The sequence below is a fragment of the Streptomyces flavidovirens DSM 40150 genome (assembly GCF_000429085.1).
In the GTDB taxonomy this organism is placed as follows: Bacteria; Actinomycetota; Actinomycetes; order Streptomycetales; family Streptomycetaceae; genus Streptomyces; species Streptomyces flavidovirens.
Map to the genome: position 1 here is coordinate 1321 of NZ_KE386847.1, position 26526 is coordinate 27846.

A 26526-nucleotide genomic window follows, 5' to 3' on the forward strand; every position below is an offset into this window, starting at 1 on the left:
GACCGTCCCAGCGGTGGTGGCGGCGGCTATCAGCGTCGTGACGACCGGCCGAGTGGTGGTGGCGGTGGGTTCCGTGGCGGCCGCGACGACCGTGCGCCGCGTCGGGACGACGATCGTGGCGGGTTCCAGCGTCGTGACGACCGTCCCAGCGGTGGTGGTGGCGGTTACCAGCGTCGTGACGACCGGCCGAGTGGTGGCGGTGGGTTCCAGCGTCGCGATGACCGGCCGAGTGGTGGTGGCGGTTACCAGCGTCGGGATGACCGTCCCAGCGGTGGCGGCGGCTATCAGCGTCGTGACGACCGTCCCAGCAGTGGTGGCGGTGGATACCAGCGCCGGGATGACCGCCCCAGTGGTGGCGGGTTCCAGCGTCGGGATGACCGGCCGAGTGGTGGTGGCGGTGGTTACCAGCGTCGCGATGACCGGTCCGGTGCGCCCCGTCGTGATGACGAGCGTGGCGGCGGGTTCCGTGGTGGGCGCGACGACCGTGCGCCGCGTCGTGACGACCGGCCCAGCGGTGGTGGCGGCGGGTTCCAGCGTCGAGATGACCGTCCCAGCAGTGGTGGCGGTGGATATCAGCGCAGGGACGATCGCCCCAGCGGTGGCGGGTTCCAGCGTCGTGACGACCGGCCGAGTGGGCCGCGTCGGGACGACGAGCGCGGTGGGTTCCCCCGCGACGACCGGTCCAGGGGACCGCGTCGGGACGACGAGCGCGGGTTCCGTGGCGGTCGTGACGACCGTGGGCCCCGCCGTGACGACCGTGCGCCGCGTCGTGACGACCGCGGTGACCGCGGTGGCGACCGCGACGGGTACCGCGGGCAGCGTGACGACCGGGAGCGTGAGCCCGTCAAGCGGCTCCCGATTCCCGAGGACGTCACGGGTCACGAGATCGACAAGGACGTTCGGCAGGAGCTCCAGAGCCTGCCGAAGACCCTTGCCGAGGACGTTGCCAAGAACCTCGTCATGGTCGCGAACCTCATCGACGACGACCCGGAAGAGGCCTATGCCTACTCGCGCATCGCGCTGAGGCTCGCCTCGCGGGTGGCTGCCGTGCGTGAGGCCGCCGGCTTCGCGGCGTACGCGACTCAGCGGTACACGGAGGCGCTGGCGGAGTTCCGCGCGGCCCGCCGTATGACCGGGAGCGTCGAGCTGTGGCCCGTCATGGCGGACTGCGAGCGCGGGCTCGGGCGGCCGGAGCGGGCGATGGCGATGGCCGGTGAGCCCGAGGTGCAGAAGCTCGACAAGGCGGGTCAGGTCGAGATGCGTATGGTCGCGGCCGGCGCGCGTCGGGACATGGGGCAGATCGATGCGGCCATCGTGACCCTCCAGGGGCCGGAGCTGGCGTCGAACTCGGTGCAGCCGTGGACCGCGCGACTGCGGTACGCCTACGCCGACGCGCTGTTGACCGCCGGGCGCGAGGCCGAGGCGCGTGAGTGGTTTGCCAAGGCGATCGAGGCCGACAAGGATGGTTTGACGGACGCTTCGGACCGGCTCGCCCAGCTCGATGGTGTCGACTTCGTCGATGCCCTCGACGAGGAGAGCGACGAATCCGGGGAGTCCTCGGAGTCTCGTGAGTCCGGTGAGGCGGAGGCAGTGGCTGATGCCGGTGCCGGTGCCGGTGCCGATGCCGATGCCGATGCCGATGCCGAGTCTGCCGTGGCGGACGACATCGAGGGCGACAAGGACTGACCGAGTCCCCTCATGTGAGTAAGGGCGGCACCCCCGACGGGGTGCCGCCCTTTCGCGTTTCCGGGGGCTCAGCTCAGGTCGAGGCTGCGCAGGACCAGGCCCGTCGCCGGCTTCGGGCCGAACGAGGTGGACTTGCGGGGCATCGTGACACCCTGGCGGGCCAGGTCCCGGACGACTTCTTCGCGTACCGGATGCATCAGGACTGCCGTGCCGCCGTGGCGCTCCGCCTGGGTGACGACGGCCTCCGTGTCGTGGATGTACGCGATGTCCTCAGGGGTGTCGGGGATCGACCACACGTGGTCGAGGAGGGCCGCGTGCAGGACCGTCGCGTCCAGGGTCCGCCAGGCCTCGGGGCGGTCGGCCGGGATCGTACGGGACAGCAGGGTCTCGTCGGGACGGTCGATGAGGTGGTACGCGCCGTCTCCCGCCAGGAGGAAGGCGTTGCCGGCCGTCGCCGCCGCCGCGAGGGCCTCCAGGGCGTGGGGGAGCGGGCCCGGCACCTCGCGGACGCGGAAGGTGTCGGCGACCGCGGCGAGGGCGTCAGCCACGGGGAGGCGGTGCAGGAGGCGGTGGATGGCGCGGACCTGGAGCGGGTAGCGGGCCGTGTCGATGAGGAGCACGAGGCCGGAGTCCCAGGGGCTGCCCGCCGGGTGTTCGTCCTGGAGGCGGAGGTACGTCGCCCAGCGGTGGTGGCCGTCCGCGATGAGCGCCTGGCGGTGGGACAGGTCGGCGGTGACTTCGGCCAGCTCGGCGGGGTCCGTGAGGGACCACAGGCGATGGCTGAAACCGTCCTCCGTGGTGGTGGCCAGGAGCGGGGAGCGCAGGATGGTGCGTTCGATGACGGCGGTCGAGCCGGTCGCGTTGCCGCCGCTGCGGTAGGTCAGCAGGAGCGGTTCGAGGTTGGCGGCGGTGGCGCGCATCAGGGCCGCGCGGTCGGCGACGACGTGCGGCATGACGTCCTCGTGGGGGAGGACGATTCCCTCGGCGGGCGGTGTGAGGGCGAGGGCTCCGATGATGCCGCGCTGGAGGAGGTCGCCCTTGCGCTGCTCGTATACGTACAGAGCAGGCTCGGGGTCCGGGGCGAGCACGCCTTCGGTCAGCCAGCGATGCAGGGTGTCGGCGGCCTGCTGGTTGCGGGTGTCGGGTGTGGCGGCCTGCGGGAGGATCAAGCGGACGATGTTGTACGGGTCGGCCGATTGCAGATGGTGGAGGCCGTCGGGCCGTACGACCACGTCGTACGGCGGGGACGTGACCGCGGCCAGGCCGCTCACTCGCTCGGGGACGTAACGCAGTCCACGGAACGGGGCCAGGCGCAGGCCGTGGTCCTCCTCGGGCCGACCAGGTGTACTCATTGGTGCATCGTAAGTGGGGTCGCCCGATGAGCGATGATCGGGGGACGAGCACGGATCGAGGAGCGATACGAAAATGAGCCAGCAGACCAGGACCCGGCCCGGCGCGAGCGCGCGTGCGCTGAGGGAGGCGTACGACACGGCTCTGCTGGATCTGGACGGTGTCGTGTACGCGGGCGGTGCGGCCATCGCGCACGCGGTGGACGCGCTCGGGGTGGCACGGGAGGGCGGGATGCACCTCGCGTATGTGACCAACAACGCGCTGCGGACGCCCGACGCGGTGGCGGAGCATCTGACGGAGCTCGGGGTGCCGGCTCGGGCTTCCGATGTGATCACCTCGGCGCAGGCGGTCGCCCGGCTGATCGCCGATCAGGTTCCGGCCGGAGCGCGGGTGTTGGTGGTCGGTGGGGACGGGCTGCGGGTGGCGCTGCGCGAGCGCGGGCTGGTGCCGGTGGAGTCGGCCGACGACGATCCGGTGGCCGTGGTGCAGGGGTACGGCGGGCCCGATCTGGCGTGGGGCCGGTTCGCGGAGGCTTCGTACGCCGTCGCGCGGGGGGTGCCGTGGTTCGCGTCCAATACCGACCTGACGATTCCCAGTGCGCGGGGGATCGCGCCGGGCAACGGTGCGGCGGTGGAGGTCGTACGGATCGCCACCGGCGCCGAGCCGCAGGTGGCGGGCAAGCCGCTGCCGCCGATGCACCGGGAGACGATTCTGCGGACCGGGGCCGAGCGGCCGCTGGTGGTCGGGGACCGGCTGGACACGGACATCGAGGGCGCGAACGTGGGCGGCGTGGACTCGCTGCTCGTGCTGACCGGGGTGACGGACGCCGCGCAGCTCCTGGCGGCGGCGCCCAAGTACCGGCCTACGTATGTGGACGCGGATCTGCGGGGCTTGCTCACCGGCCAGCCGGAAGTGGCCGGGGACGACGGCGGGTTCGTGTGCGGTGGGTGGACCGCTGCCGTACGGGACGGCGAGCTGGTGGCCGAAGGGGAGGGCGCGGCGCTGGACGGGCTGCGCGCGCTGTGCGCGGCGGCCTGGACATACGCCGGGGACGGGGCGTGCGGGCTGGACGCGGGCAAGGTGCTTGACCGGGTGGGGCTTTAGGGGGTCCGGGGGAGCTGGTCCCCTGCCCGCCGCCTTCCCGCAGTCACACCTTTGTGACTCCGTCGTGTGGCGGCGCCGCCCCGGACCTCGCTCTCCGTCGTCGGAGGGGCTCACACGGGGTCCCTCCGGCGAGGGAAGAGATGCGAGGGTAGGCTAACCTAACCCCGTGTTGGTTGAGAGTGCGCCCAAGCAGAGCGCGGTGCAGGCCCCGTCGGCCCCCGCGCCCCGGAAACGCAATGCGGTACGTGCCATGGGGCTGTTCGTCTCCATCGGCGTGCTGCTGCTGGTCGTCGTCGCGAGTATCGCCATCGGCGCCAAACCGCTCGGGCTGGGCGACGTGTGGCACGGCCTGTTCCACGCCTCCGGCACCGGCAGCGATGTGATCGTCCAGGACGTGCGGGTGCCCCGCACCATCCTGGGCGTGCTCGTCGGTACGGCGCTCGGGCTGTCCGGCGCGGTCATGCAGGGGCTCACCCGCAACCCGCTCGCGGAGCCGGGAATCCTGGGCGTGAACGCGGGAGCCGCGGCCGCCGTCGTCTCCGCCATCAGCTTCTTCGGCGTCAGCTCACTGACCGGATATGTCTGGTTCTCGTTCGTCGGCGCGGGAGTTGTCTCCGTGCTGGTCTACATCCTGGGCGGCAGCCGCGGCGCGACACCCGTACGGCTCGCGCTCGCCGGCACCGCCGCGACCGCCGCGCTCTACGGCTACGTCAACGCCGTACAGCTCATGGACTCGGCCGCGCTGGAGCAGATTCGTTTCTGGACCGTCGGCTCGCTGGCCTCCGCCGACATGGAGATCATCGGCAAGGTCTGGCCGTTCATCGCCGTCGGTGTGGTACTCGCGCTGCTGATCGCACGGCCGCTCAACGCGATGGAGATGGGCGAGGACACGGCGAGGGCGCTGGGCGCGCATCTGACGCGTACGCGCGTACTCGCGATGGTCGCCGTGACGCTGCTGTGCGGCGCCGCGACCGCCGCCTGCGGGCCGATCGTCTTCATCGGGCTGATGGTGCCGCACCTCGTGCGGACCATCACGGGCCCCGACATGCGCTGGATCCTGCCGTACTCCGCCGTGCTCTCGCCGGTGCTGCTGCTGGGCTCGGACGTCATCGGGCGGATCGTCGCCCGGCCCTCCGAACTCCAGGTCGGCATCGTCACCGCGCTGGTCGGCGGGCCCGTGTTCATCCATCTCGTACGCCGCCGGAAGATGGCCCAACTGTGACTGTTACTTCTCCTTCGCATACGTCGCATACGTCGCGTACTTCGCGGACGCGGGCCTCCCGCGCGATACGCACCCGCGGCGGGTTCTCCTTCCGGGTCGAGCCCAGGGCCATCCTCGCCACGCTGCTGCTCATCGTGGCGGCGCTGGGCATGGGGGTCGTGCTCATCGGCAGCGGCGACTTCCCGATGTCGCCGGGCGATGTCGTACGTACGCTCCTCGGCAACGGCACCTCGTCGCAGGAATTCATCGTGACCGAGCTGCGCGTGCCGCGGGTCGTCGTCGCGCTGCTCGTCGGCGCGGCGCTCGGGGCGTCCGGGGCGGTGTTCCAGTCCATCTCCCGCAACCCGCTGGGCAGTCCGGACGTGATCGGCTTCGGGCAGGGGGCGACGGCCGGCGCGCTCGTCGTGATCGTGCTGTTCAAGGGCAACGCCTTCGCCGTGACGGGCGGCGCGCTCGTCGGCTGTCTGCTGACGGGAGCCGCCGTCTACTTCCTCGCCTGGAAGCGGGGCGTGCACGGCTTCCGGCTGGTGCTTGTCGGTATCGGCGCGGCCGCCATGCTGACGGCGCTCAACCACTACCTGATCACCAAGGCCAGCATCGTCGACGCGACCCGCGCCACGGTGTGGATGACGGGCTCGCTCGACGGGCGTGGGTGGGAACAGGCGTGGCCGCTGCTCGGGGTGTGCGTCGTCCTCATTCCGCTGGTGCTGGGGCACGGGCGGTCGCTGCGCATGATGGAGATGGGCGACGACGCGGCGTACGCCCTCGGGGTGAGCGTCGAACGCGGCCGGCTGGTGCTGATGCTGAGCGCCGTACTGCTCATCGCGGTGGCCACGGCCGCCGCTGGTCCCATCGCCTTCGTGGCGCTGAGCGCGCCGCAGCTCGCCCGCAGGCTCACGCGCTCGCCGGGGGCCAACCTCGGGGCGTCCGTCTGCATGGGGGCCACGCTCCTGGTGATCGCCGACTGGGTCGCCCAGCAGGCGTTCGGCGACACGCAACTGCCCGTGGGGGTGGTGACCGGGGTGCTCGGCGGCTGCTACCTGCTGTGGCTGCTGGTCACCGAGCGAAAGGCGGGACGCATATGAGCCGTCGTACACAGCCGGCGAAGGGCCCGACGACCTCACGCGTGAACGATTCCCACGTGAAGGATTCCCACGTGAACGAGAAGAACCCCAGGAGCATGCCAGTGCAGCGTCAGCGTCTCAGTGCGGAATCCGTGACCCTCGCCTACGACCAGCGGGTCATCGCCGAAGACCTGTCCGTCGAGATACCGGACCATTCGTTCACGGTCATCGTCGGGCCGAACGCGTGCGGCAAGTCGACGCTGCTGCGCGCCCTCTCACGGATGCTCAAGCCCACGCAGGGGCGGGTGCTCCTGGACGGGAACGCCATCGGTTCCATGCCCGCCAAGAAGGTCGCCAAGACGCTCGGACTGCTGCCGCAGTCGTCCGTCGCACCCGACGGGATCACGGTCGCGGACCTGGTGGCGCGCGGCCGTTACCCGCACCAGGGTCTGCTGCGGCAGTGGTCGCCGCAGGACGAGCGGATCGTCGAGGAGTCGATGGAGTCGACGGGCGTCGGGGCACTGGCCGACCGTTACGTCGACGAGCTGTCCGGCGGGCAGCGGCAGCGCGTCTGGATCGCGATGGCCCTGGCCCAGCAGACACCGTTGTTGCTACTCGACGAGCCGACCACCTTCCTCGACATCCAGCACCAGATCGACGTGCTCGACCTGTGCGCGGAGCTGCACGAGACGCAGGGGCGCACCCTGGTCGCCGTACTGCACGACCTGAACCATGCCGCGCGTTACGCGACGCACCTGATCGCCATGCGGGACGGCGAGATCGTCGCGCAGGGGCCGCCGGCCGAGGTCGTCACGGCGGAGCTGGTGGAGCGGGTCTTCGGACTGCGCTGCCAGGTCATCGACGACCCGGAGACCGGGACGCCGCTGGTGGTGCCGGCGGCGCGGAAGGCGCGGGGCGGCCGGGGGGCGGTGGCCGCCACGGCCGCGGCGGCTACAGCAGCTTCCTGAGGCGGATCAGGTCGCGGAACCCGGCTTCGAGCCTGACCCGGCCCGAGGCCCAGGACCTGGCGAAGTTCAGCTCGCCGCCGACCATGGCGCAAAGGTCGTCGCCGGTCATGGCGAGACGGATCTCGGCGCGCTCGCGCGGGGGACCGTCGAAGGTGTCCTGAACGTCGATCCGGCCGTCCGCGAGACGGCCGGTGAACGTGATGTCCAGATCCGTGATGTGACAGCTCAGGGAACGGTCGAGCGACGCGGCGCCGCGTACGCCGTCGTCGTCGGCCTGAGCCAGGTTGTCCGAAAGTTTGTCGAGTGCGCTGCGGCACTCCTCCGTCGTTGCCATCGGGATCGACGGTACCCCAGGGCTTCGGGGTAGCGTCGGGGCATGAACGACGAGGTCGACGAGGCCGGGGACACGGCCGAGGACAAGGACGGGACGGCCGGCGCCGCCGTCGCCGCGGTGTACGACCCGGCCGCACCGGCGCCTCTCGGGGTGGAGCGCGCCCCCACCGGGCACGCCGGCGTCGACGCGCTGCTGGAGCGGCTGGGCGACGCCGACCACCTCCCGGCGGACGGGCACATCGAGGTGTACGAGGATGTACACCGGGGACTGCGTGAGGCGCTGACCGCGCTGGACGCACGTCCGGGACCTCCGGCGCCCCCTTCCTCGTACGACAACAGGAGCTGAACCGATCGTGGCAGGAGTCGCGCGCCGACGCCTCGACGCCGAGCTGGTCCGCCGGAAACTCGCACGCTCACGGGAGCACGCGAGCCAGCTCATCGCCGCAGGGCGGGTGAAGGTGGGCGGCGCCGTCGCGACCAAGGCCGCCACGCAGGTCGAGACCAGCGCCGCGGTCGTCGTACTCAAGGACGAGAACGACCCCGACTACGTCTCGCGGGGCGGTCACAAGCTGGCCGGCGCGCTGGAGGCGTTCGTACCGCTGGGGCTGAAGGTCGAGGGGCGGCGGGCGCTCGACGCCGGGGCCTCGACCGGTGGATTCACCGATGTGCTGCTGCGCGCCGGGGCCCGGCAGGTCGTCGCCGTCGACGTCGGATACGGCCAGCTCGCCTGGTCCCTGCAGTCCGATGAACGCGTGAGCGTCAAGGACCGTACCAACGTGCGGGAAATGACACTCGACACGATCGACGGGGAGGCGGTCGACCTGATCGTCGGTGATCTGTCCTTCATCCCGCTGGGTCTGGTGCTGCCGGCGCTGGTGCGGTGCGCCGCGCCGGACGCCGATCTCGTGATGATGGTGAAGCCGCAGTTCGAGGTGGGCAAGGACCGCCTGGGCAGCGGCGGCGTCGTACGCAGCCCCGAGCTCCGGGCCGAGACGGTACGGGCCGTGGCGCGCCAGGCGTGGGAGCTGGGCCTGGGCGTACGGGGCGTCACCGCCAGTCCGCTGCCCGGGCCTTCGGGGAACGTCGAGTACTTTCTGTGGCTCCGGGCCGGTGCTCCCGAGCTCGACCCGGCGGATGTTGACCGTGCAGTGGCGGAGGGGCCGAGTTGACAACGACGACAGCTATGACAGGCACGACGACCAGCGGATCCGCTGAGTCTCCCGACGCGGCACGTACGGTTTTCCTGCTCGCGCACACCGGGCGGCCAGCGGCGATCCGCAGCGCGGAACTGGTCGTACAGGGGCTGCTGCGCAGCGGTATCGGCGTGCGTGTGCTGGCGGCGGAGGCGGCCGATCTGCCGCTGCCGCCGTCCGTCGAGACGGTGGCGGAAGCGTCGCCCGCCGTACTCGACGGCTGTGAACTGCTGATCGTCCTCGGGGGAGACGGGACGCTGCTGCGCGGCGCCGAGTTCGCGCGCGCCTCCGGGGTGCCGATGCTCGGCGTCAACCTCGGCCGGGTCGGCTTCCTCGCGGAGGCCGAGCGGGACGACCTGGACAAGGTGGTCGACCGGGTCGTCACGCGTGCGTACGAGGTCGAGGAGCGCATGACCCTCGACGTGCTCGTGCACAACAACGGTGACATCGTGCACGAGGACTGGGCGCTCAACGAGGCCGCCGTGCAGAAGGTCTCGCCCGAGCGGATGCTCGAAGTCGTCCTGGAGATCGACGGCCGGCCGGTGACCGGGTTCGGCTGCGACGGCATCGTCTGCGCCACCCCGACCGGATCCACCGCGTACGCCTTCTCGGCCGGCGGGCCCGTGGTCTGGCCCGAGGTGGAGGCGCTGCTGATGGTGCCGATCAGTGCCCACGCGCTGTTCGCCAAGCCTCTGGTGACGTCGCCGAATTCGGTGCTGGCGGTGGAGGTGCAGCCGCACACGCCGCACGGCGTGCTGTGGTGCGACGGCCGCAGGACGGTGGAACTGCCCTCCGGTGCGCGGGTGGTGGTGCGGCGGGGCGCCGTGCCCGTACGGCTGGCGCGGTTGCACCACGCGTCGTTCACCGACCGGCTCGTCGCCAAGTTCGCCCTTCCTGTGTCGGGGTGGCGGGGGGCGCCGCACTGAGTGCGGTGGGCCGGGTGCGGTGGGGGCGGGGCGGTGCCCGCGCAGGGCTGATCGTGTCAATCCGGAACCGGTGGATTCACGGAGGAGTGCGGGGGCCGTCGCGACGTGGGGCCGGGACCTCGTAAGGTCGTGTCCGTGTTGGAGGAGATGCGGATACGGTCGCTGGGCGTCATTGATGACGCCGTCGTCGAGCTGTCACCCGGGTTCACCGCGGTGACGGGCGAGACCGGCGCGGGCAAGACCATGGTCGTCACCAGTCTCGGGCTGCTGCTCGGTGGGCGCGCCGACCCGGCTCTCGTGCGGATCGGCGCCAAAGCGGCGGTCGTCGAGGGGCGGATCACCATGCCCGCCGACGCGCCCGCCGCCGTACGGGCCCAGGAGGCCGGGGCGGAACTCGACGACGGGGCGCTGCTGGTCAGCAGGACCATCTCGGCCGAGGGGCGTTCGCGCGCCCATGTGGGCGGTCGCTCGGTGCCGGTGGGGCTCCTCGCGGAGCTGGCCGACGACCTCGTCGCCGTACACGGGCAGACCGATCAGCAGGGGCTGCTGCGGCCCGCCCGGCAGCGGCAGGCGCTCGACCGGTACGCGGGGGACGCCGTCGCCGTACCCCACGCGAAGTACGCGGCCGCCTACCGGCGGCTGCGGACGGTCGCGGTGGAGCTGGACGAGCTGACCACGCGGGCGCGTGAGCGCGCGCAGGAGGCGGATCTGCTGCGCTTCGGACTCGACGAGATCGCGGCGGTCGATCCGCGGGCGGGCGAGGACGTCGAACTCGCCGCGGAGGCGGAGCGGCTCGGGCACGCCGAGGCGCTGGCTTCGGCGGCTTCCGTCGCGCACGCCGCGCTCGCCGGCAACCCCGAGGACCCGGAGAGCCTCGACGCCAACACGCTGGTCGCCGGGGCGCACCGGGCGCTTGACGCGGTGCGGGCACATGATCCGGCGCTTGCTGTACTCGCTGAGCGGATCGGTGAGATCGGGATTCTGCTGGGTGACGTGGCGGGGGAACTGGCCGGTTACGCGGACAACCTCGACGCCGATCCGCTGCGGCTGTCCGCCGTGGAGGAACGGCGGGCGGCGCTCACCCAGCTCACGCGCAAGTACGGCGAGGACGTCGGGGCGGTGCTCGCCTGGGCCCAGGACGGTGCCGCGCGGCTCACCGAGCTGGAGGGTGACGACGACCGGATCGGTGAGCTGACGGCCGAGCGGGACGCGTTGCGGGACGAACTCGCGGGACTGGCGCAGGCGTTGACCGACGCGCGTACAGAGGCGGCAAAGAGGTTCGCCGACGCGGTCACCGGCGAACTGGCGTCGCTCGCCATGCCGCATGCCCGCGTCACGATCGATGTCCGGCAGACCGAGGACCCCGAGGGCGTCGAGGTCGGTGGCCGCCTGGTGGCTTATGGGGCTTCCGGGGTCGATGAGGTCGAGCTGCTGCTCGCGCCTCATCCCGGCGCCCAGCCCCGGCCGATCGCCAAGGGGGCCTCGGGCGGTGAACTCTCACGGGTGATGCTGGCGGTGGAGGTCGTCTTCGCCGGGTCCGACCCCGTACCGACCTATTTGTTCGACGAGGTCGACGCCGGTGTGGGCGGCAAGGCGGCGGTCGAGGTCGGGCGGCGGCTGGCGAAGCTGGCGAAGTCGGCGCAGGTGGTCGTGGTGACGCACCTGCCGCAGGTCGCGGCGTTCGCCGATCGGCAGTTGCTGGTGGAGAAGACGGTCGACGGGTCGGTCACCAGGAGCGGGGTCACCGTGCTGGAGGGCGAGGACCGGGTACGGGAGCTCTCGCGGATGCTGGCGGGGCAGGAGGACTCACAGACCGCCCGGGCGCACGCGGAGGAGTTGCTGGCGGCCGCGCGGAGCGACGCGTAGGGGGTGGCGTGGTGTCGGTCGGGGAGCGTGCGGGTGCGTGCCGCATCCTCCCGTAGGTGGTGCTTCCGTCACCGGCACGGGTGAGCACACGCTCGGGAGGCGCGCGGTGCGAGGGGCGAACGGGGACCGCTGATCACTCTTGTGGGTGATGCGGTGAGGTACGACCAGGGGGACGACCCTTTCGTGGTGCCGGAACGCGCGTGCGGACTGGCATTCTGGGCGGCGCAGTACGTCCGCCGTTCGACGCCGACTCAGGAGCTCCGACCGACGTGAGCAGCACCCCGGTCCCGCCGTACGGCCAGTCGCCGCTGAGCGTGGTCCAAGTCCTCGGCGGCGGCAGCGCGGGCAGCAGCGCGCACGTCAGGTCGCTCGCCGCGGGGCTGGTCGCGCATGGCCTGAAGGTGAGTGTCTGTGCCCCGGCGCGTCTTGAGGCGGCGTACGACTTCGGTGGTTCCGGGGCGCGCTTCGTCTCCGTACCCCGGCGCAGTGATCCCGCCGCCGTGGCGGCGCTGCGGGCGGCCTGCTCCGGGGCCGACCTGGTGCACGCCCACGGGCTGCACGCCGCCGTGCGGAGCGCGCTGGCGCTGCGCGGACGGCGGATTCCGCTTGTGGTCACCTGGCACAGCCGGGCGGACGACGACGGTGCGCGCGGTCATGTGGTGCGCCTGCTGGAGCGGAGGGCCGCCAGGGCGGCCGCCGTGGTGCTGGGGACGTCGTCCGATCTCGTCGACCGGGCCCGCAGCCGAGGTGCGCGCGACGCGCGGCTCGCGCCGGTCAGCGTGCCCGCGCCGCGTCCGCCCGCGAACCTTCCCGAGAGCAAGGCACGTGCGGACCTGGGTGCCGTCGACCGGCCCTTGGTCATGGCCGTCGGCAGGCTCGTGCGGAACCGGGGGTACGGGGTCCTCCTTGACGCGGCCCGCGCCTGGCGCGATCTGGTGCCCACGCCGCTGCTGGTCGTCGCCGGTGAGGGGAGCGAACGGGGCGCCCTTCAGCGGCGCATCGAGGCGGAGTCGCTGCCCGTGAAGCTCATCGGCCGCCGTGACGACATCGGTGAGCTGCTCGCCGCCGCCGATGTCGCGGTGCTCACCAGCCGGTGGGAGGGGCGGTCCGTGCTGGCCCAGGAGGCGCTGCGCGCCGGAGTGCCGCTCGTCGCCACGGCGGTCGGCGGGGTGCCGGAGCTGGTCGGGGACGCGGCTGAGCTTGTTCCGTACGGGGACAGTGAGGCGCTCGCGGGTGTTGTTCTGCGGCTGCTGGGCGACCCGGCCAGGCGGCAGTGGCTGGCTGAGGCGGGCAGGGCGCAGGCCGCCACCTGGCCCACCGAGGACGAGACGGTGGCGCAGGTGCTGAGTGTGTACGACGAGCTGACCGGCTGAGTGACGAGCTGACCGGCTACGTGGTGTGGCGGCGGGCGCGCAGGGCGAGGCTCAGGGCCAGGACCGTCTGGGGGTCGTCCAGGTCCGTGCCGAGGAGCTCGGAGATGCGTGCCAGGCGGTTGTAGAGGGTCTGGCGGTTGAGGTGCAGCTCACGGGCTGTTTCCGCCTTGCGTCCCGCGTGAGCGAGATACGTCTGCAAGGTGGGGAGCAGAGGCGGGCGGGACGTGCGGTCGTGGTCGCGGAGGGGCCCGATCGCCCGGTCCACGAAGGCCGCCAGGTCCGGGTGCTCGCGCAGGCGCCACAGGAGCAGGTCGATGTCGAGGCGCCGGGCGTCGTACCAGGGGCGGTCCGACAGGCCCTGGGCCGCTGTGGCTGTTTCCGCCGCGTGGCGCAGGCCCGCCGATGCCGCCGTCCAGCCGCCGGCCACGCCGACGACCACTACGGGAGGGTGGGCGCCCGCCCGTTCCAGGCCCGCTCTTTCGACCCCGGCGCGCAGGGCCGCCGCCACGCGGTCGGCGACCGCCGTACGTTCTGATTCGGAACGCAGGCCGAGCAGGAGCGGTACCCGGCCTTCCACGGGGCGTACGCCCAGGAGAACCGGTACGCCGACCGCGGAGAGCTCTTCCAGGACGGCCCGCGCGAGCACCGCCCAGTTGCCCGCCGGTGCCAGCTCGGCCGCGAGCCGCATCACGACGGGGAGCAGGGGGCCTTCGCCCGGCTTGAAGCCGAGCACCCTGGCCTGCGCGGGCGCGTCGTCGGCGGCGATACGGCCCTCGGCGAGGTCGGTGAGGAAATCACCGCGGCCGCGTGCGGCGAGTTCCTCTTCCTGGCGGGCCTGCATCAGGACCACCGCAAGGATTCCGGCCGCCCGCTCGGCCGCGATCCGGTGGACGGGAAGGAGCGGGGACGAGACCGCGAGGAGCGCGATCCTGGCCCGTACCGCCCCCGTGCCGCGGCCGCCGCCCGGCACGTCCACGAGCACGCCGTTCGCGGGCGGGCCCTCCTCGCGTGCCTCGCGCTGACCGCGCAGGCCCTCCCACACCTGGAGCGGGTCGGCGCACGCCTCACCCGACTCGGGCGCGGCGGCGTACAGGAGCTGTCCGTCCGCCGTCTCCAGGAAGACCGGGTTGGCGGTGAAGTCCGCCAGGATGCCGAGGACCTGCGGAATCCCGCCGCCGCCGAGCAGCGCCTGGGTACAGCGCCGGTGGACTTCCTCGGCGCGCCGCAGGAGGGTGTAGTGGCCGTTGACGATCTCGGTGTGGACCTCTTCGGTCACCGATACGAACGGCACCTCCCGGTGCAGCTGTACGAGCGGCAGCCCGGCGGCCCGCGCGGTCTCCACGATCGTCGAGGGCAGGCGGCTGAAGCGCGGCCCGAGTTCGACGACGAGGGCGGCGATGCCCCGGTCCGCGAGGCGGCGTACGAAAGCGCGCTGTTCGGCGGGGCGCGTACCGAGGCCGAGGCCGGTCGTCAGGAGCAGCTCGCCGCCCTTGAGCAGCGACGCGATGTTCGGCACCTCACCGGCGTGCACCCAGCGCACCGTGCGGTTCAGCCGGTCGGCGCCCGCGACGACCTCGGGAAGCCCGCCGCGGAGCCCCGGCAGCTCCAGTGCCCGCTGCACGGTGATGCCGCCTTGCGTTTCCACTGCGATGTACCTCGTGACGTTGTTCCTGCCGTGCCCCAGGAAAGCACCGCATTCGGTGGACGCTACCCGCGTGTCCGTTCCAGGAACATCACCCTGCGGTTACGGGACAGATCTCGCGTCCCCGCGGCCCGACAACTCGTCGCCCCGTCAACGCTTTTGAGTGACCCCGTGTCGATTGTGGTCTGCGTCACCCGAGCCAAGACTGTCGCCCCCCGTACAAGAGAGAGGGCACGCCATGTCTGACAAACCCGCACGTGAGGTCCAGCGGCTCAAGGCGAATTCCGTCGGACTCGTCGGTGTGGTCTTCATGGCGGTCGCCACCGCGGCGCCGATCACCGCGATGACCGGAAATCTCCCCATCGCCGTCGGCTTCGGCAACGGAACGGGCGCTCCCGCCGGCTACCTCTTCGCGACCCTCGTCCTGACCGTCTTCTCGGTCGGATACGTCGCCATGGCGAAGCGCATCACCGCCGCCGGCGCCTTCTACGGTTACATCTCGCACGGCCTCGGCCGCATCGCCGGCATGGCGTCCGGGATGCTCGCCGTCCTGGCGTACATCGTCTTCGAGGCCTCGATCGTCGGCATCTTCGCCTACTTCGGCCAGACGACCGTCGCCGACCAGCTCGGTGTCGACATTCCCTGGATCGTGTACGCCGCCGCGATGCTCGCCGTCACGGGCGTTCTCGCGTACTTCGACATCAACATCACCGCCAAGGCCCTCGGCGTCATGCTCGTCGCCGAGATCGCCGTGCTTTTCGCTGTGGCCACTGCTGTCCTGCTGGCCGGCGGCGGCCCCGACGGCATCCCGGTCGACCCCATCAACCCGGTCAACGCCTTCACCGGCACGTCGGCGGGGCTCGGTCTCTTCTTTGCCTTCTGGTCGTGGGTCGGCTTCGAATCGACGGCCATGTACGGCGAGGAGTCCCGCGACCCGAAGCGTGTCATCCCGCGCGCGACCCTCATCTCGGTGGTCGGAGTGGGGATCTTCTACATCTACGTCTCCTGGATGACGATCGCCGGCAACGGCCTGGAGGGTTCGGTCAAGGTCTCGTCGTCCGCGTCCCCGCTCGACCTCTTCTTCCATCCGACGCAGGCGTTCATCGGTGCGTGGGCCGTCGACGCGTTCCAGTGGCTGCTGCTCACGGGGTCCTTCGCCTGCGGCATGGCGTTCCACCAGTGCGCGTCGCGCTACCTGTACGCCATCGGCCGCGAGGGCTTTCTGCACCCGGCCCTCGGACGTACGCACCGCTCGCACGGTTCGCCGTACATCGCGTCATACGTCCAGTCCGGCATCGCCACCCTGCTGGTGGCCGCCTTCTGGCTCGCCGGTGAGGACCCGTACATCCATCTGTACACACTGCTGGCCATCCTCGGCACGATGGCGATCCTCATCGTCCAGACGCTCTGCTCGTTCGCGGTGATCGGCTACTTCCGCAAGAACCACCCGGAGGACCGGCACTGGTTCAAGACCTTCACCGCTCCGCTCCTCGGCGGCTTCGGCATGATCGCCGTCGTCGTCCTGCTCGTGCTCAACATGGAGACCGCGGCCGGACTCGCCGCCGACTCCCTCTTCTTCAAGCTGATCCCGTGGATCGTCGGACTGGTCTTCTTCGGCGGTCTCGGGCTCGGCTTCCATCTCAAGGCCAAGCAGCCCGACCGGTACGCCATCATCGGCCGCATCGTCCTCGAGGACGCGGTCGAGCGCACCGACGACAGCCAGACCAGTCAGCCAGCCGCGACCGTCTGAGGAGCCCTCCCATGTCCCGTACGCACGTGATGCACGCACTGCGGCAGCTCGCCGCACAGCACGCCGCCGCCCGCAGGCTGCGCATGTCCACCGCCGAGGTGCGCGGCTCCAGCCGCCGTGAACTTCTCGGCCGGGCCGCCGCTCTCGGCCTCGGTACGGTCCTGGCCGGCCCGGCGGTCACCGCCGCACAGGCGGCGCCCGCGAGAGAGGCCGTACAGGGCGCGGGGGCGCCCACAATCGCCGTGGTCGGCGCGGGCATAGCCGGCCTCACCGCCGCGCTGACCCTCGCGGACGCAGGCCTCGACTGCACGCTCTACGAGGCGAACCCCGACCGGGTCGGCGGCCGCATGTGGACCCAGCGGGACCACTGGGCGTACGGGCAGATCTCCGAGATCGGCGGGGAACTGATCGACACCAGCCACAAGAAGATCCTCGAACTGTGCCGCCGTTTCAGCCTGCCGACGGAGGATTTCCTCGGCGGCGGGCCCAACGGCGCCGAGGAGGTGCTCTGGTTCAACGGGACGTACTACCCGCGCGAGCAGGCCGACGAGGACTTCAAGGACGTCTACCAGGCGCTCCACCGCGACCTCCAGGAAGCGGGCGAGGTGAAGTGGAACCAGAGCACCCCGGCCGGCACGGCCCTCGACAACATGTCGATCCATGAGTGGATCGACTCCCGTGTGCCCGGCGGGCACTCCTCGCAGCTCGGCCGCTTCATCGACGTCGCCTACAACGTCGAGTACGGCGTCGAGACGACCGAGCAGTCCGCCCTCGCGCTGGTGCTGCTGATGGGCTACCAGCCGAACCCCGGCCACTTCAACGTCTGGGGCCTGTCCGACGAGCGCTACCACATCACCGGCGGCAACGATCAGCTCCCGAGTGCCATCGCGAGGTGCCTGCCCGCCGGCACGATCCAGATGGGCAAACAGCTCACGGCGGTAAGGGCCAACGACAATGGCACCCAGACCCTTACCTTCACCGACGCGGGAACGACGACCACCGTCACCGCGGACCACACCATCCTGTGCGTTCCGCTGCCCGTTCTCCAGCGGCTCGACCTGTCGGCGGCGGGCTTCGATCCGCTCATGACGAACCTGCTGCGCGATGCCCGCATGGGGAACTGCACCAAGCTCAACATGCAGTTCTCGTCGCGTCCGTGGCGCGGCGAAGGCCCCTGGCCCGGCGTGTCGGCGGGCGACTGCTTCACCGACAGCGACGTACAGCAGACCTGGGACACCACCAAGATCCAGCCCGGAACCGGCGGCATCCTCATCCAGTACGGCAGCGGCCGGCTCGCCAAGGCGCTCACGCCGGGCACGCCCTTCGCCACCGAGTCGGACCCGTACGTACGGGACCTCGCGGCGCGCCGTACCCGTGAAGTGGACGCGTTCTTTCCGGGAACGTCGAAGGCGTGGACCGGGAAGGCGCAGCTTTCCGCCTGGCACCGCAGCCCGTACGCCCTCGGCGCGTACTCCTACTGGCCCGTCGGCTATCTGCACCGGTACGCCGGCTATGAGGGCACCCCACAGGGGAACATCCACATCGGCGGCGAGCACTGCAGCTACGACTTCCAGGGCTTCATGGAAGGCGGCGCGACCGAAGGGGAACGCGCCGCCCGTCAGGTGATCGACAAGCTGGCCTAGACCGGCCCGCCGGCCCGGTCAGCCGCCGTACGCACCACTCGCCGTCAGCCGCAGTGCCGTGTCGATCAGCGGCACGTGGCTGAAGGCCTGCGGGAAGTTGCCGACCTGGCGCTGCAGCCTGGAGTCCCACTCCTCGGCGAGCAGCCCCAGGTCGTTCCGCAGCCCCAGCAGCTTCTCGAAAAGCTTTCGCGCCTCGTCGACCCGCCCGATCATCGCCAGGTCGTCGGCCAGCCAGAACGAGCACGCCAGGAACGCGCCCTCGTCGCCCTCCAGGCCGTCCAGGCCCGCGTTCTCACCCGCCGTCGGGTAGCGCAGTACGAAACCGTCCTCCGTGGACAGCTCGCGCTGGATCGCCTCGATCGTGCCGATGACCCGCTTGTCGTCGGGCGGCAGGAAACCCATCTGCGGAATCAGCAGCAGAGAGGCGTCCAGCTCCTTCGATCCGTACGACTGCGTGAACGTGTTGCGTTCCGGATCGTAGCCCTTCTCGCACACCGTGCGGTGGATCTCGTCGCGCAGCTCGCGCCACTTCTCGACCGGGCCGTCCGCGTCGCCCATCTCGATCAGTTTGATGGTCCGGTCGACGGCGACCCAGGCCATCACCTTGGAGTGCACGAAGTGGCGGCGCGGGCCGCGCACCTCCCAGATGCCCTCGTCCGGCTGGTCCCAGTGGTCCTCCAGGTAGCGGATCAGCTTGAGCTGGAGCAGCGAGGCGTAGTCGTTGCGCGTCAGCCCGGTCATGTGGGCCAGGTGCAGTGCCTCGGTGACCTCGCCGTAGACGTCGAGCTGCAACTGGTGCGCCGCGCCGTTCCCGACCCGTACCGGGGTGGAATTCTCGTAGCCGGGCAGCCAGTCCAGCTCGGCCTCGCCCAGCTCGCGCTCGCCCGCGATGCCGTACATGATCTGGAGGTTCTCCGGGTCGCCCGCGACCGCGCGCAGCAGCCACTCGCGCCAGGCGCGCGCCTCTTCGCGGTAGCCGGTGCGCAGCAGCGACGACAGGGTGATCGCGGCGTCGCGCAGCCAGGTGTAGCGGTAGTCCCAGTTGCGTACGCCGCCGATCTCCTCCGGCAGCGACGTCGTCGGCGCGGCGACGATGCCGCCCGTCGGGGCGTACGTCAGCGCCTTCAGGGTGATCAGGGAGCGGATCACGGGCTCGCGGTACGGCCCGTGGTACGTGCACTGCTCGACCCAGTCGCTCCAGAACTCCGCGGTCGCCTCCAGCGAGGCCTCGGGCTCCGGCAGCGGCGGCTCCTCCTTGTGCGAGGGCTGCCAGCTGATGGTGAAGGCGATCCGGTCACCGGGCGCGACGGTGAAGTCGGAGTACGTCGTCAGGTCCTTGCCGTACGTGTCGACATCGGCGTCGAGCCAGACGGAGTCGGGTCCGGCGACGGCGACCGTGCGCGTGTCGACCTTGTGGACCCAGGGCACCACACGTCCGTAACTGAATCGCATCCGCAGCGCGGAACGCATCCGCACCCGGCCGGTGACGCCCTCGACGATCCGGATCACCTGGGGGGCGCCGTCACGCGGCGGCATGAAATCGGTCACCCTGACCGTGCCGCGCGGGGTGTCCCACTCGGCTTCGAGGATCAGCGAGTCCCCGCGGTAGCGGCGGCGGGTGGCCGCCGGTGGCCCGGCGTCGGCCGCGTGCGCCGGCCCGATCCGCCAGAACCCGTGTTCCTCGGTGCCGAGCAGCCCGGCGAAAATGGCGTGTGAGTCGAAGCGGGGGAGGCACAGCCAGTCGATCGTGCCGTCCCTGCAGACCAGTGCCGCCGTCTGCATGTCTCCGATAAGTGCGTAGTCCTCGATGCGCCCGGCCACGTTGCAATCTCCAGTCGAACGGCCACGTTCGCCCCATTGGGGCACTTGCGGTCAGGGGATTTTTGACGAGCTCTTGGTCCCGGGAGCGGGCGGGGATGGTGCCTTCGCCGGCCGGCTCGCAGCGATGTATCAGAGCAGGATACGTCGCAGCCAAGTGCTCTGCGCGACGGTACCGGCAACACGAGTCGGCCGAACGGCCGAGCTAGGGGTGAGTTGTGGGTGAGTTGTGGGCGGACTTCGGGTGCGCGGCGGCCGACGGTGACGCGTTGTGCGGCAGGAGACGCGGCGCGTGGCCGGAAGCGGCCTCCTTCCGTCGCTGATACCCTGGTACCCCGTGGACCGGTGGCCAGTCTGTGACGACTCAGACACCCCGAAACCGCAGCGACGACGCCACCCGGATTCCGGGCCGGCGGCCGGTACGCACCTCACTACGCGACCACGGGAGCCCCCTCTTGGCGATGCCGCCCAAATCCATGACGACCAAGCACATCTTCGTCACCGGGGGTGTCGCCTCCTCCCTCGGTAAGGGCCTGACGGCCTCCAGCCTGGGTGCGCTGCTCAAGGCGCGGGGCCTGCGGGTCACGATGCAGAAGCTCGACCCGTACCTGAACGTCGACCCCGGCACGATGAACCCCTTCCAGCACGGTGAGGTGTTCGTCACCAACGACGGCGCCGAGACCGACCTGGACATCGGCCACTACGAGCGCTTCCTCGACGTCGACCTCGACGGCTCGGCCAACGTCACCACCGGCCAGGTCTACTCGCAGGTCATCGCCAAGGAGCGGCGCGGCGAGTACCTCGGCGACACCGTGCAGGTCATCCCGCACATCACCAACGAGATCAAGCACCGCATCCGGCGCATGGCGACCGACGACGTCGACGTCGTCATCACCGAGGTCGGCGGCACGGTCGGCGACATCGAGTCGCTGCCGTTCCTGGAGACCGTCCGCCAGGTCCGCCACGAGGTGGGCCGCGACAACGTCTTCGTCGTACACATCTCGCTGCTCCCCTACATCGGCCCGTCCGGTGAGCTGAAGACCAAGCCGACGCAGCACTCGGTCGCGGCGCTGCGCAACATCGGTATCCAGCCGGACGCCATCGTGCTGCGCGCCGACCGCGACGTGCCGCTGTCCATCAAGCGCAAGATCTCGCTGATGTGCGACGTCGACGAGGCGGCGGTCGTCGCCGCGATCGACGCCAAGTCGATCTACGACATCCCGAAGGTGCTGCACACCGAGGGTCTTGACGCGTACGTCGTCCGGAAGCTGGATCTGCCGTTCCGCGATGTGAACTGGACCCAGTGGGAGGACCTGCTGGACCGCGTCCACAACCCCGACCACGAGGTCACCGTCGCGCTCGTCGGCAAGTACATCGACCTGCCCGACGCGTACCTGTCGGTGACCGAGGCCATGCGCGCCGGCGGTTTCGCCAACAAGGCCCGCGTCAAGGTCAAGTGGGTCACCTCCGACGACTGCAAGACGCAGGCGGGGGCCCAGAAGCAGCTCGGTGACGTCGACGCGATCGTCATTCCGGGCGGCTTCGGCGAGCGCGGCGTCAACGGCAAGGTCGGCGCCATCCAGTACGCCCGCGAGAACAAGATCCCGCTGCTGGGCCTGTGCCTGGGCCTCCAGTGCATCGTCGTCGAGGCCGCGCGCAACCTCGCCGGCATCGAGGACGCCAACTCCACCGAGTTCGACGCGGCGACCGCCCACCCGGTGATCTCCACCATGGAGGAGCAGCTCGCGTACGTCGAAGGGGCGGGCGACCTGGGCGGCACCATGCGCCTCGGCCTCTACCCGGCGAAGCTCGCCGAGGGCTCGATCGTCCGTGAGGTCTACGGCGACCAGCCGTACGTCGACGAGCGCCACCGCCACCGCTACGAGGTGAACAACGCCTACCGCGCGGAGCTGGAGAAGAAGACGGGCCTCGTCTTCTCCGGCACGTCCCCGGACAACAAGCTCGTCGAGTACGTCGAGTACCCGCGCGAGGTGCACCCCTACCTCGTCGCCACCCAGGCGCACCCCGAGCTCCGCTCCCGCCCGACCCGCCCGCACCCGCTCTTCGCGGGCCTGGTCAAGGCCGCTGTGGAGCGCAAGACCGGCTCGGCCGGCAAGTAGCCGCAGGAGATACGGTTGCCGGGGTGCGGGCCTTTTGGGCCGGTACCCCGGTTTTCTGCTTTCTGCTTTGGGAGGACGCTTTCATGGCCATCAAGGACACCCCCGAGGAGTGGCAGGTCACCGCGACCGCGGTTCCCTTCACGGGCAACAAGACGAGTGTCCGCACCGACGACGTGGTCATGCCCGACGGCAGCGTGGTACGCCGCGACTACCAGGTGCACCCCGGCTCCGTGGCGGTCCTGGCCCTCGACGAGAACGACCGTGTCCTGGTCATCCGCCAGTACCGGCACCCCGTGCGGCACCGGCTCTGGGAGATCCCGGCCGGCCTGCTCGACGTACCCGGTGAGAATCCGCTGAGCGCCGCGGTGCGGGAGCTGTATGAGGAGGCGCACGTCAAGGCCGAGGACTGGCGGGTGCTGGCCGATGTCTACCCGACGCCGGGTGGCTGTGACGAGGCCGTACGCATCTTCTTCGCCCGCGATCTCTCCGACGTCGAGGGCGAGCGCTTCGAGGTCGAGGAGGAAGAGGCGGACATGGAACTCGCGCGCGTCCCGCTCCAGGAACTCGTGCGGGGCGTGCTCGCCGGGGAACTGCACAACACCTGCCTGGCCGTGGGCGTCCTGGCGCTGACCGCCGCGCTCGCGGGCGACGGGACCGACGCCCTGCGTCCGGCCGACGCGCCGTGGCCGGCGCGCCCGTTCGAGGCCTGACCGTCGTCTGAAAATCCGCTGATCCGATTGGGTGACGCACCCGCCGCGCTCCGCACGGTTCGTAGCAGAGCGTGAACTACGCTCGAAGCGCCCGACCGCAGTCGCGGGCGGGCTTGTGCGCAGGCGGACGGGAGCGTGGCCCGTGACGGATCAGGCGGTGGACACCAGCGGCATGGCGGCGGGTTCCGCGGCAGGGCGGACAACGGGCGAGTTCTTCGGCAGAGCGCGCGAGCTGAAGGAGTTGCGCGACGACATCGAGCGGGCCGGCCTCGACACCCTCGCCGGGCGCAAGACGCCCAGGGCCCGCGTGCTGCTGATCGCGGGAGGTCCGGGCTCGGGCCGCACCGCTCTCGCCGCCGAACTCGCCGCGAGCCTCACCGGTGACTACCCCGACGGCACGCTCCGCGCCCGGCTGACCGACCCCGACGGCGAGCGCGTACCCACCGAGCGCACCGCCCGCGCGCTGCTCGACGACCTCGCGGTCCCGGTCCCGCCGGGGGCCGGTGACGACGAGCTGTCCGAGCTGGTCCGCGAGGCACTGACCGTACGCCGCCTCCTGCTGGTCCTCGACGACGCCGCCGACGCGGAACAGGTCGATCCGCTGCTGCCCGACAACCCGGACTGCCTGGTCGTGGCCACCGCCCGGGGCCCGCTCACCGGCATCCCCGGCGTGCGGCCCTGCACCATCGGCGGCCTGGACACCGGATCCGCCGTCGAACTGCTCGGCCGCTCCACCGGGGCGGTCAGGATCACCGTCGACCCGACGGCGGCCGAATCGCTCGTCGAGGAGTGCGGGGGGCAGCCCGCCGCGCTGGTGATGATCGGCGGCTGGCTCGCCGCCAGCCCCAAGGCGTCGGTCGCCGATGTGACGAAGCGGCTGCACGACATCCCCGTCGACGCGGGGCAGCCCACCGGAGCCAGGCCGCTCGCCCGCGTTTTCCGGTTCGTGTACGAGTCGCTGCCGCAGCCCACGGCGCGGATGCTGCGCCTGCTCTCCCTCGCGCCCGCCGGTTTCGTGGACGCGCACACCGCCTCCGCCCTGGCCGGCTGCTCCGTCTCCGGGGCCCAGACGGCGCTGGACGACTTCACGGCGCTGGGCCTGCTGCGCCGGGTGGACGGCCGGCAGTACGAGGTGCCCGGCTGCCTCGCGCCCATGATGAAGGCGCTGATGGAGGACCGGGACCGGCCCGCCGAGGTGCAGCTTGCCCGGGCCAGGATGCTGGAGCGGACCGTACGGCAGCTCCAGTCCTGCTGGGCGTCCACCGAACCCGACGGGTCCGCGGCCCGCAAGAAGCTGGCGGGACTGCCGCGCGCGCTGCGCTTTCCCCATGTCGCGGCCGCCGGCGAATGGCTGCGGATCCGGCAGCCCGCGCTCCTCGCCTCGGCCCGGATCGCGGTCGAGGACGGCGAGCTCGACACCCTGGCGAGGCGGCTGGTGGCCGCGCTGGTACGGGCGCTGGCGGCCCACCGGGGCACCGAAGCGGCGGCTCCCGAGCTGTACGGGCTGCACCGGCTCGTACTGGACGTGGCCGAGCGGTGCGCTCTGCACCGTGAGAAGGCCGCCGCGCTGCTGAATCTCGCGGATCTGGACGCGCGGACCGGGCGTACGCAGGAGGCGCTGACGCGCTACCGGGCGGCGCTGGACGCCGGCCGGGCAGCCGGTGACCCGTACGCGACAGGCCGGGCGATGGAATCCGTAGGCGGGACATACCAAGAACTGGGCGACTGGCAGCGCGCCTCCGACTGGTACGGCCGGGCGCTGGAACAGCGGCTGACGCGCGGCGAACGCGCGGACGCGGCGCGGCTGTACGGGCGGCTCGGAGCCGTACACACCTATGCGGGGCGTTACGGCGAGGCGCTGCGCAACTGGCGGGCCTCGGCGGCGGGGCACCGCAGGGTCGGTGATCTGCCGGGCCACGCAAGGGCGTTGAGCGAAGTGGCCAGGGTGCAGGAGTACGCGGGGCGGCCCGAGGAGTCGCTGCGCACCTGCCGGGAGGCCGTGGAAATGGCACGGCAGGCCGAGGACGTACGGCTGCACGCGGCACTGGAGTTGCGGCTCGCGGACACGCTCGACCGGCTGGGGGACCCGACGGCGGCCCGACTGCACCGGAACGCCGCGGAAAGACTGCTGGGAGATGAGGGTTCTGCCTACGAAATCCGCAGTACTTCGGCGAGAGATTGATGCTTTGTAAGGCTAGACACCGGGAAATCCTTCATTAGACTGGCTCTGCCGCGTCATGCTGCGGTGTTCCCCGGGTGTGCCTCACATACCTGGGTATGTATGGCATTGACCCATTTATTCCCCCAGAGCCAAGGACCGTGATCGACGTGAAGGTCGGCATCCCCCGCGAGGTCAAGAACAACGAGTTCCGGGTGGCCATCACCCCCGCAGGCGTGCACGAGCTGGTGCGCCACGGCCACCAGGTCTTCGTCGAGCAGAACGCCGGCGCCGGATCTTCGATCACGGACGGTGAGTACGTCGCCGCCGGTGCGCAGATCCTGGCCACCGCCGACGAGGTCTGGGCCACCGCCGACCTGCTGCTGAAGGTCAAGGAGCCCATCGCCGAGGAGTACCACCGCCTCCGCAAGGACCAGACGCTCTTCACCTACCTGCACCTCGCCGCTTCCCGCGAGTGCACGGACGCCCTGCTGGAGTCCGGCACCACGGCGATCGCGTACGAGACGGTGGAGACCGCGAACCGCGCCCTGCCGCTGCTCGCCCCGATGTCCGAGGTCGCGGGCCGGCTGGCCCCGCAGGTCGGCGCGTACCACCTGATGCGCTCGGTCGGCGGCCGCGGTGTACTGCCGGGCGGCGTCCCCGGTACGGCGGCCGGCGAGGCCGTCGTCATCGGCGGCGGCGTGTCCGGCTGGAACGCCACGCAGATCGCCGTCGGCATGGGCTTCCACGTGACCCTGCTCGACCGTGACATCAACAAGCTGCGCGAGGCCGACAAGGTCTTCGGCACCAAGGTGAAGACGATCGTCTCCAACGCCTTCGAGCTGGAGAAGGCCGTCGTCGAGGCCGACCTCGTCATCGGCGCGGTTCTGATCCCCGGCGCCAAGGCCCCGAAGCTCGTCACCAACGAGCTCGTCGCCAAGATGAAGCCCGGAAGTGTTCTTGTCGACATTGCGATCGACCAGGGCGGCTGCTTCGAGGACTCCCACCCGACGACGCACGCCGAGCCGACGTTCAACGTCCACAACTCGGTCTTCTACTGCGTCGCGAACATGCCGGGCGCCGTCCCGAACACCTCGACGTACGCGCTGACGAACGCCACGCTGCCGTACATCGTCGAGCTCGCGAACCGTGGCTGGGTCGAGGCGCTGCGCCGCGACGCCGCCCTCGCCAAGGGCCTCAACACCCATGACGGCCAGGTCGTTTACCGCGAGGTCGCCGAGGCTCACGAACTGCCGCACGTCGAACTGGGCACGCTTCTCGGCTGACGCGTCAACCAGAGTCGTCAACCTCACGCAACCGGCCGGACCTTGTCGAGCAAGGTCCGGCCGGACGCGTGTCCGCCCCCTTGGGCGGACTCGTTCAACTCGCCGCGAACGTAACCCTTTAACCGATTCGCGACCCCACCAAACGCGCGGTCCGTGCCTCGCTTCCGCCCCCGCGCACCCTTGACACAAGGGTGTTCCATTGCCGACACATCGGGCCGGGTCCGGCGGATTGTGTTGCTGCGGACCGGTGACACGCCATAGAGTCGCCAACCGTCGGCATGGTGCCACGCTGACCTATCGATAAGTTTCCTGGT

General features: G+C 71.0%; 20 protein-coding genes and 1 pseudogene. 17 read left to right on the forward strand and 4 right to left on the reverse strand.

The window, feature by feature from the left end; all coding sequences use genetic code 11:
* Positions 1-564, forward strand: a pseudogene (locus G412_RS41905) (DEAD/DEAH box helicase); the annotation flags it as partial.
* Positions 565-960: 396 nt separating this feature from the next.
* Entirely contained in the window at positions 961-1686 is a 726-nt protein-coding gene (locus G412_RS36985; RefSeq protein ID WP_037650650.1) for a tetratricopeptide repeat protein, read from the forward strand.
* Between the two features lie 68 nt (positions 1687-1754).
* Here G412_RS36985 and G412_RS0131940 read toward each other — a convergent pair whose 3' ends face one another.
* The gene (locus G412_RS0131940) at positions 1755-3038 is read right to left on the reverse strand and encodes a DUF1015 family protein (protein ID WP_028815587.1); all 1284 of its coding nucleotides are present in this window, start codon (positions 3036-3038) and stop codon (positions 1755-1757) included.
* 73 nt (positions 3039-3111) lie between these two features.
* Between G412_RS0131940 and G412_RS0131945 the strand changes: the two genes are divergently transcribed.
* From G412_RS0131945 to G412_RS0131960, 4 genes are all read left to right on the forward strand, one after another.
* Positions 3112-4140: an HAD hydrolase-like protein gene (locus tag G412_RS0131945; RefSeq protein ID WP_028815588.1), complete on the forward strand. Its 1029-nt coding sequence runs from the start codon at positions 3112-3114 to the stop codon at positions 4138-4140.
* Positions 4141-4390: 250 nt separating this feature from the next.
* Positions 4391-5362, forward strand: a complete 972-nt coding sequence (locus G412_RS0131950; protein ID WP_425274530.1) for a FecCD family ABC transporter permease — start codon at positions 4391-4393, stop codon at positions 5360-5362.
* Positions 5359-6447 carry a FecCD family ABC transporter permease gene (locus G412_RS0131955; protein WP_078607587.1) on the forward strand — a complete coding sequence of 363 codons (1089 nt, stop codon included), beginning with the start codon at positions 5359-5361 and terminating at the stop codon, positions 6445-6447. Before G412_RS0131950 ends, G412_RS0131955 begins: the two co-directional genes overlap by 4 nt.
* A 95-nt stretch (positions 6448-6542) precedes the next feature.
* Complete coding sequence (locus G412_RS0131960) at positions 6543-7394, forward strand: ABC transporter ATP-binding protein (RefSeq protein ID WP_028815591.1); 852 nt, start codon at positions 6543-6545, stop codon at positions 7392-7394.
* Here G412_RS0131960 and G412_RS0131965 read toward each other — a convergent pair.
* Positions 7378-7728 (reverse strand): sterol-binding protein, encoded by a 351-nt coding sequence (locus tag G412_RS0131965; protein ID WP_028815592.1) that lies wholly within the window; start codon positions 7726-7728, stop codon positions 7378-7380. The two genes, G412_RS0131960 and G412_RS0131965, sit on opposite strands and share 17 nt — an antisense overlap.
* 42 nt (positions 7729-7770) lie before the next feature.
* Here G412_RS0131965 and G412_RS0131970 point away from each other — a divergent pair, with 42 nt between their 5' ends.
* The 5 genes from G412_RS0131970 (at position 7771) to G412_RS0131990 (ending at position 13085) form a co-directional block, all read left to right on the forward strand.
* Positions 7771-8073 carry a hypothetical protein gene (locus G412_RS0131970; protein WP_028815593.1) on the forward strand — a complete coding sequence of 101 codons (303 nt, stop codon included), beginning with the start codon at positions 7771-7773 and terminating at the stop codon, positions 8071-8073.
* Between the two features lie 7 nt (positions 8074-8080).
* Entirely contained in the window at positions 8081-8896 is an 816-nt protein-coding gene (locus G412_RS0131975) for a TlyA family RNA methyltransferase (protein WP_028815594.1), read from the forward strand.
* Positions 8897-8910: 14 nt separating this feature from the next.
* Complete coding sequence (locus G412_RS0131980; protein ID WP_028815595.1) at positions 8911-9846, forward strand: NAD kinase; 936 nt, start codon at positions 8911-8913, stop codon at positions 9844-9846.
* A 147-nt stretch (positions 9847-9993) separates the two neighbouring features.
* Positions 9994-11712 (forward strand): DNA repair protein RecN, encoded by a 1719-nt coding sequence (gene recN / locus G412_RS0131985; protein WP_028815596.1) that lies wholly within the window; start codon positions 9994-9996, stop codon positions 11710-11712.
* A 269-nt stretch (positions 11713-11981) separates the two neighbouring features.
* Positions 11982-13085 carry a glycosyltransferase family 4 protein gene (locus tag G412_RS0131990; RefSeq protein WP_028815597.1) on the forward strand — a complete coding sequence of 368 codons (1104 nt, stop codon included), beginning with the start codon at positions 11982-11984 and terminating at the stop codon, positions 13083-13085.
* Between the two features lie 16 nt (positions 13086-13101).
* Here G412_RS0131990 and G412_RS0131995 read toward each other — a convergent pair whose 3' ends face one another.
* Entirely contained in the window at positions 13102-14730 is a 1629-nt protein-coding gene (locus tag G412_RS0131995) for a PucR family transcriptional regulator (RefSeq protein ID WP_028815598.1), read from the reverse strand.
* Positions 14731-14965: 235 nt separating this feature from the next.
* On the opposite strand from G412_RS0131995, the gene G412_RS0132000 reads away from it, so the two are divergent.
* A complete protein-coding gene (locus G412_RS0132000) occupies positions 14966-16477 on the forward strand; it encodes an APC family permease (RefSeq protein ID WP_028815599.1) in 1512 nt (503 codons plus the stop codon).
* Positions 16478-16488: 11 nt separating this feature from the next.
* A complete protein-coding gene (locus G412_RS0132005) occupies positions 16489-18120 on the forward strand; it encodes a flavin monoamine oxidase family protein (RefSeq protein WP_028815600.1) in 1632 nt (543 codons plus the stop codon).
* An 18-nt stretch (positions 18121-18138) separates the two neighbouring features.
* Here G412_RS0132005 and G412_RS0132010 read toward each other — a convergent pair whose 3' ends face one another.
* On the reverse strand, positions 18139-19941 hold the full coding sequence (locus tag G412_RS0132010) for a glycoside hydrolase family 15 protein (protein WP_028815601.1): 1803 nt from the start codon (positions 19939-19941) through the stop codon (positions 18139-18141).
* Positions 19942-20399: 458 nt separating this feature from the next.
* Here G412_RS0132010 and G412_RS0132015 point away from each other — a divergent pair, with 458 nt between their 5' ends.
* The 4 genes from G412_RS0132015 (at position 20400) to ald (ending at position 26212) form a co-directional block, all read left to right on the forward strand.
* Positions 20400-22058: a CTP synthase gene (locus tag G412_RS0132015; RefSeq protein WP_028815602.1), complete on the forward strand. Its 1659-nt coding sequence runs from the start codon at positions 20400-20402 to the stop codon at positions 22056-22058.
* A gap of 83 nt (positions 22059-22141) precedes the next feature.
* Positions 22142-22768 (forward strand): NUDIX domain-containing protein, encoded by a 627-nt coding sequence (locus G412_RS0132020; protein ID WP_028815603.1) that lies wholly within the window; start codon positions 22142-22144, stop codon positions 22766-22768.
* A gap of 142 nt (positions 22769-22910) precedes the next feature.
* The gene (locus G412_RS0132025) at positions 22911-24950 is read left to right on the forward strand and encodes a tetratricopeptide repeat protein (RefSeq protein WP_028815604.1); all 2040 of its coding nucleotides are present in this window, start codon (positions 22911-22913) and stop codon (positions 24948-24950) included.
* 146 nt (positions 24951-25096) lie between these two features.
* The gene (gene ald, locus G412_RS0132030) at positions 25097-26212 is read left to right on the forward strand and encodes an alanine dehydrogenase (protein WP_028815605.1); all 1116 of its coding nucleotides are present in this window, start codon (positions 25097-25099) and stop codon (positions 26210-26212) included.
* The last annotated feature ends 314 nt before the right edge of the window (positions 26213-26526 follow it).

Coding starts and splice junctions, on each gene's coding strand:
- G412_RS0131945 (WP_028815588.1), top strand. CDS start 3,112: ATGAGCCAGCAGACCAGGACCCGGCCCGGCGCGAGCGCGCGTGCGCTG.
- G412_RS0131980 (WP_028815595.1), top strand. CDS start 8,911: ATGACAGGCACGACGACCAGCGGATCCGCTGAGTCTCCCGACGCGGCA.
- G412_RS0131970 (WP_028815593.1), top strand. CDS start 7,771: ATGAACGACGAGGTCGACGAGGCCGGGGACACGGCCGAGGACAAGGAC.
- G412_RS0132005 (WP_028815600.1), top strand. CDS start 16,489: ATGTCCCGTACGCACGTGATGCACGCACTGCGGCAGCTCGCCGCACAG.
- G412_RS0132000 (WP_028815599.1), top strand. CDS start 14,966: ATGTCTGACAAACCCGCACGTGAGGTCCAGCGGCTCAAGGCGAATTCC.
- G412_RS0131960 (WP_028815591.1), top strand. CDS start 6,543: ATGCCAGTGCAGCGTCAGCGTCTCAGTGCGGAATCCGTGACCCTCGCC.
- recN (WP_028815596.1), top strand. CDS start 9,994: ATGCGGATACGGTCGCTGGGCGTCATTGATGACGCCGTCGTCGAGCTG.
- G412_RS0131940 (WP_028815587.1), bottom strand. CDS start 3,038: ATGAGTACACCTGGTCGGCCCGAGGAGGACCACGGCCTGCGCCTGGCC.
- G412_RS0131965 (WP_028815592.1), bottom strand. CDS start 7,728: ATGGCAACGACGGAGGAGTGCCGCAGCGCACTCGACAAACTTTCGGAC.
- G412_RS36985 (WP_037650650.1), top strand. CDS start 961: ATGGTCGCGAACCTCATCGACGACGACCCGGAAGAGGCCTATGCCTAC.
- G412_RS0131950 (WP_425274530.1), top strand. CDS start 4,391: ATGGGGCTGTTCGTCTCCATCGGCGTGCTGCTGCTGGTCGTCGTCGCG.
- G412_RS0132015 (WP_028815602.1), top strand. CDS start 20,400: ATGCCGCCCAAATCCATGACGACCAAGCACATCTTCGTCACCGGGGGT.
- G412_RS0132020 (WP_028815603.1), top strand. CDS start 22,142: ATGGCCATCAAGGACACCCCCGAGGAGTGGCAGGTCACCGCGACCGCG.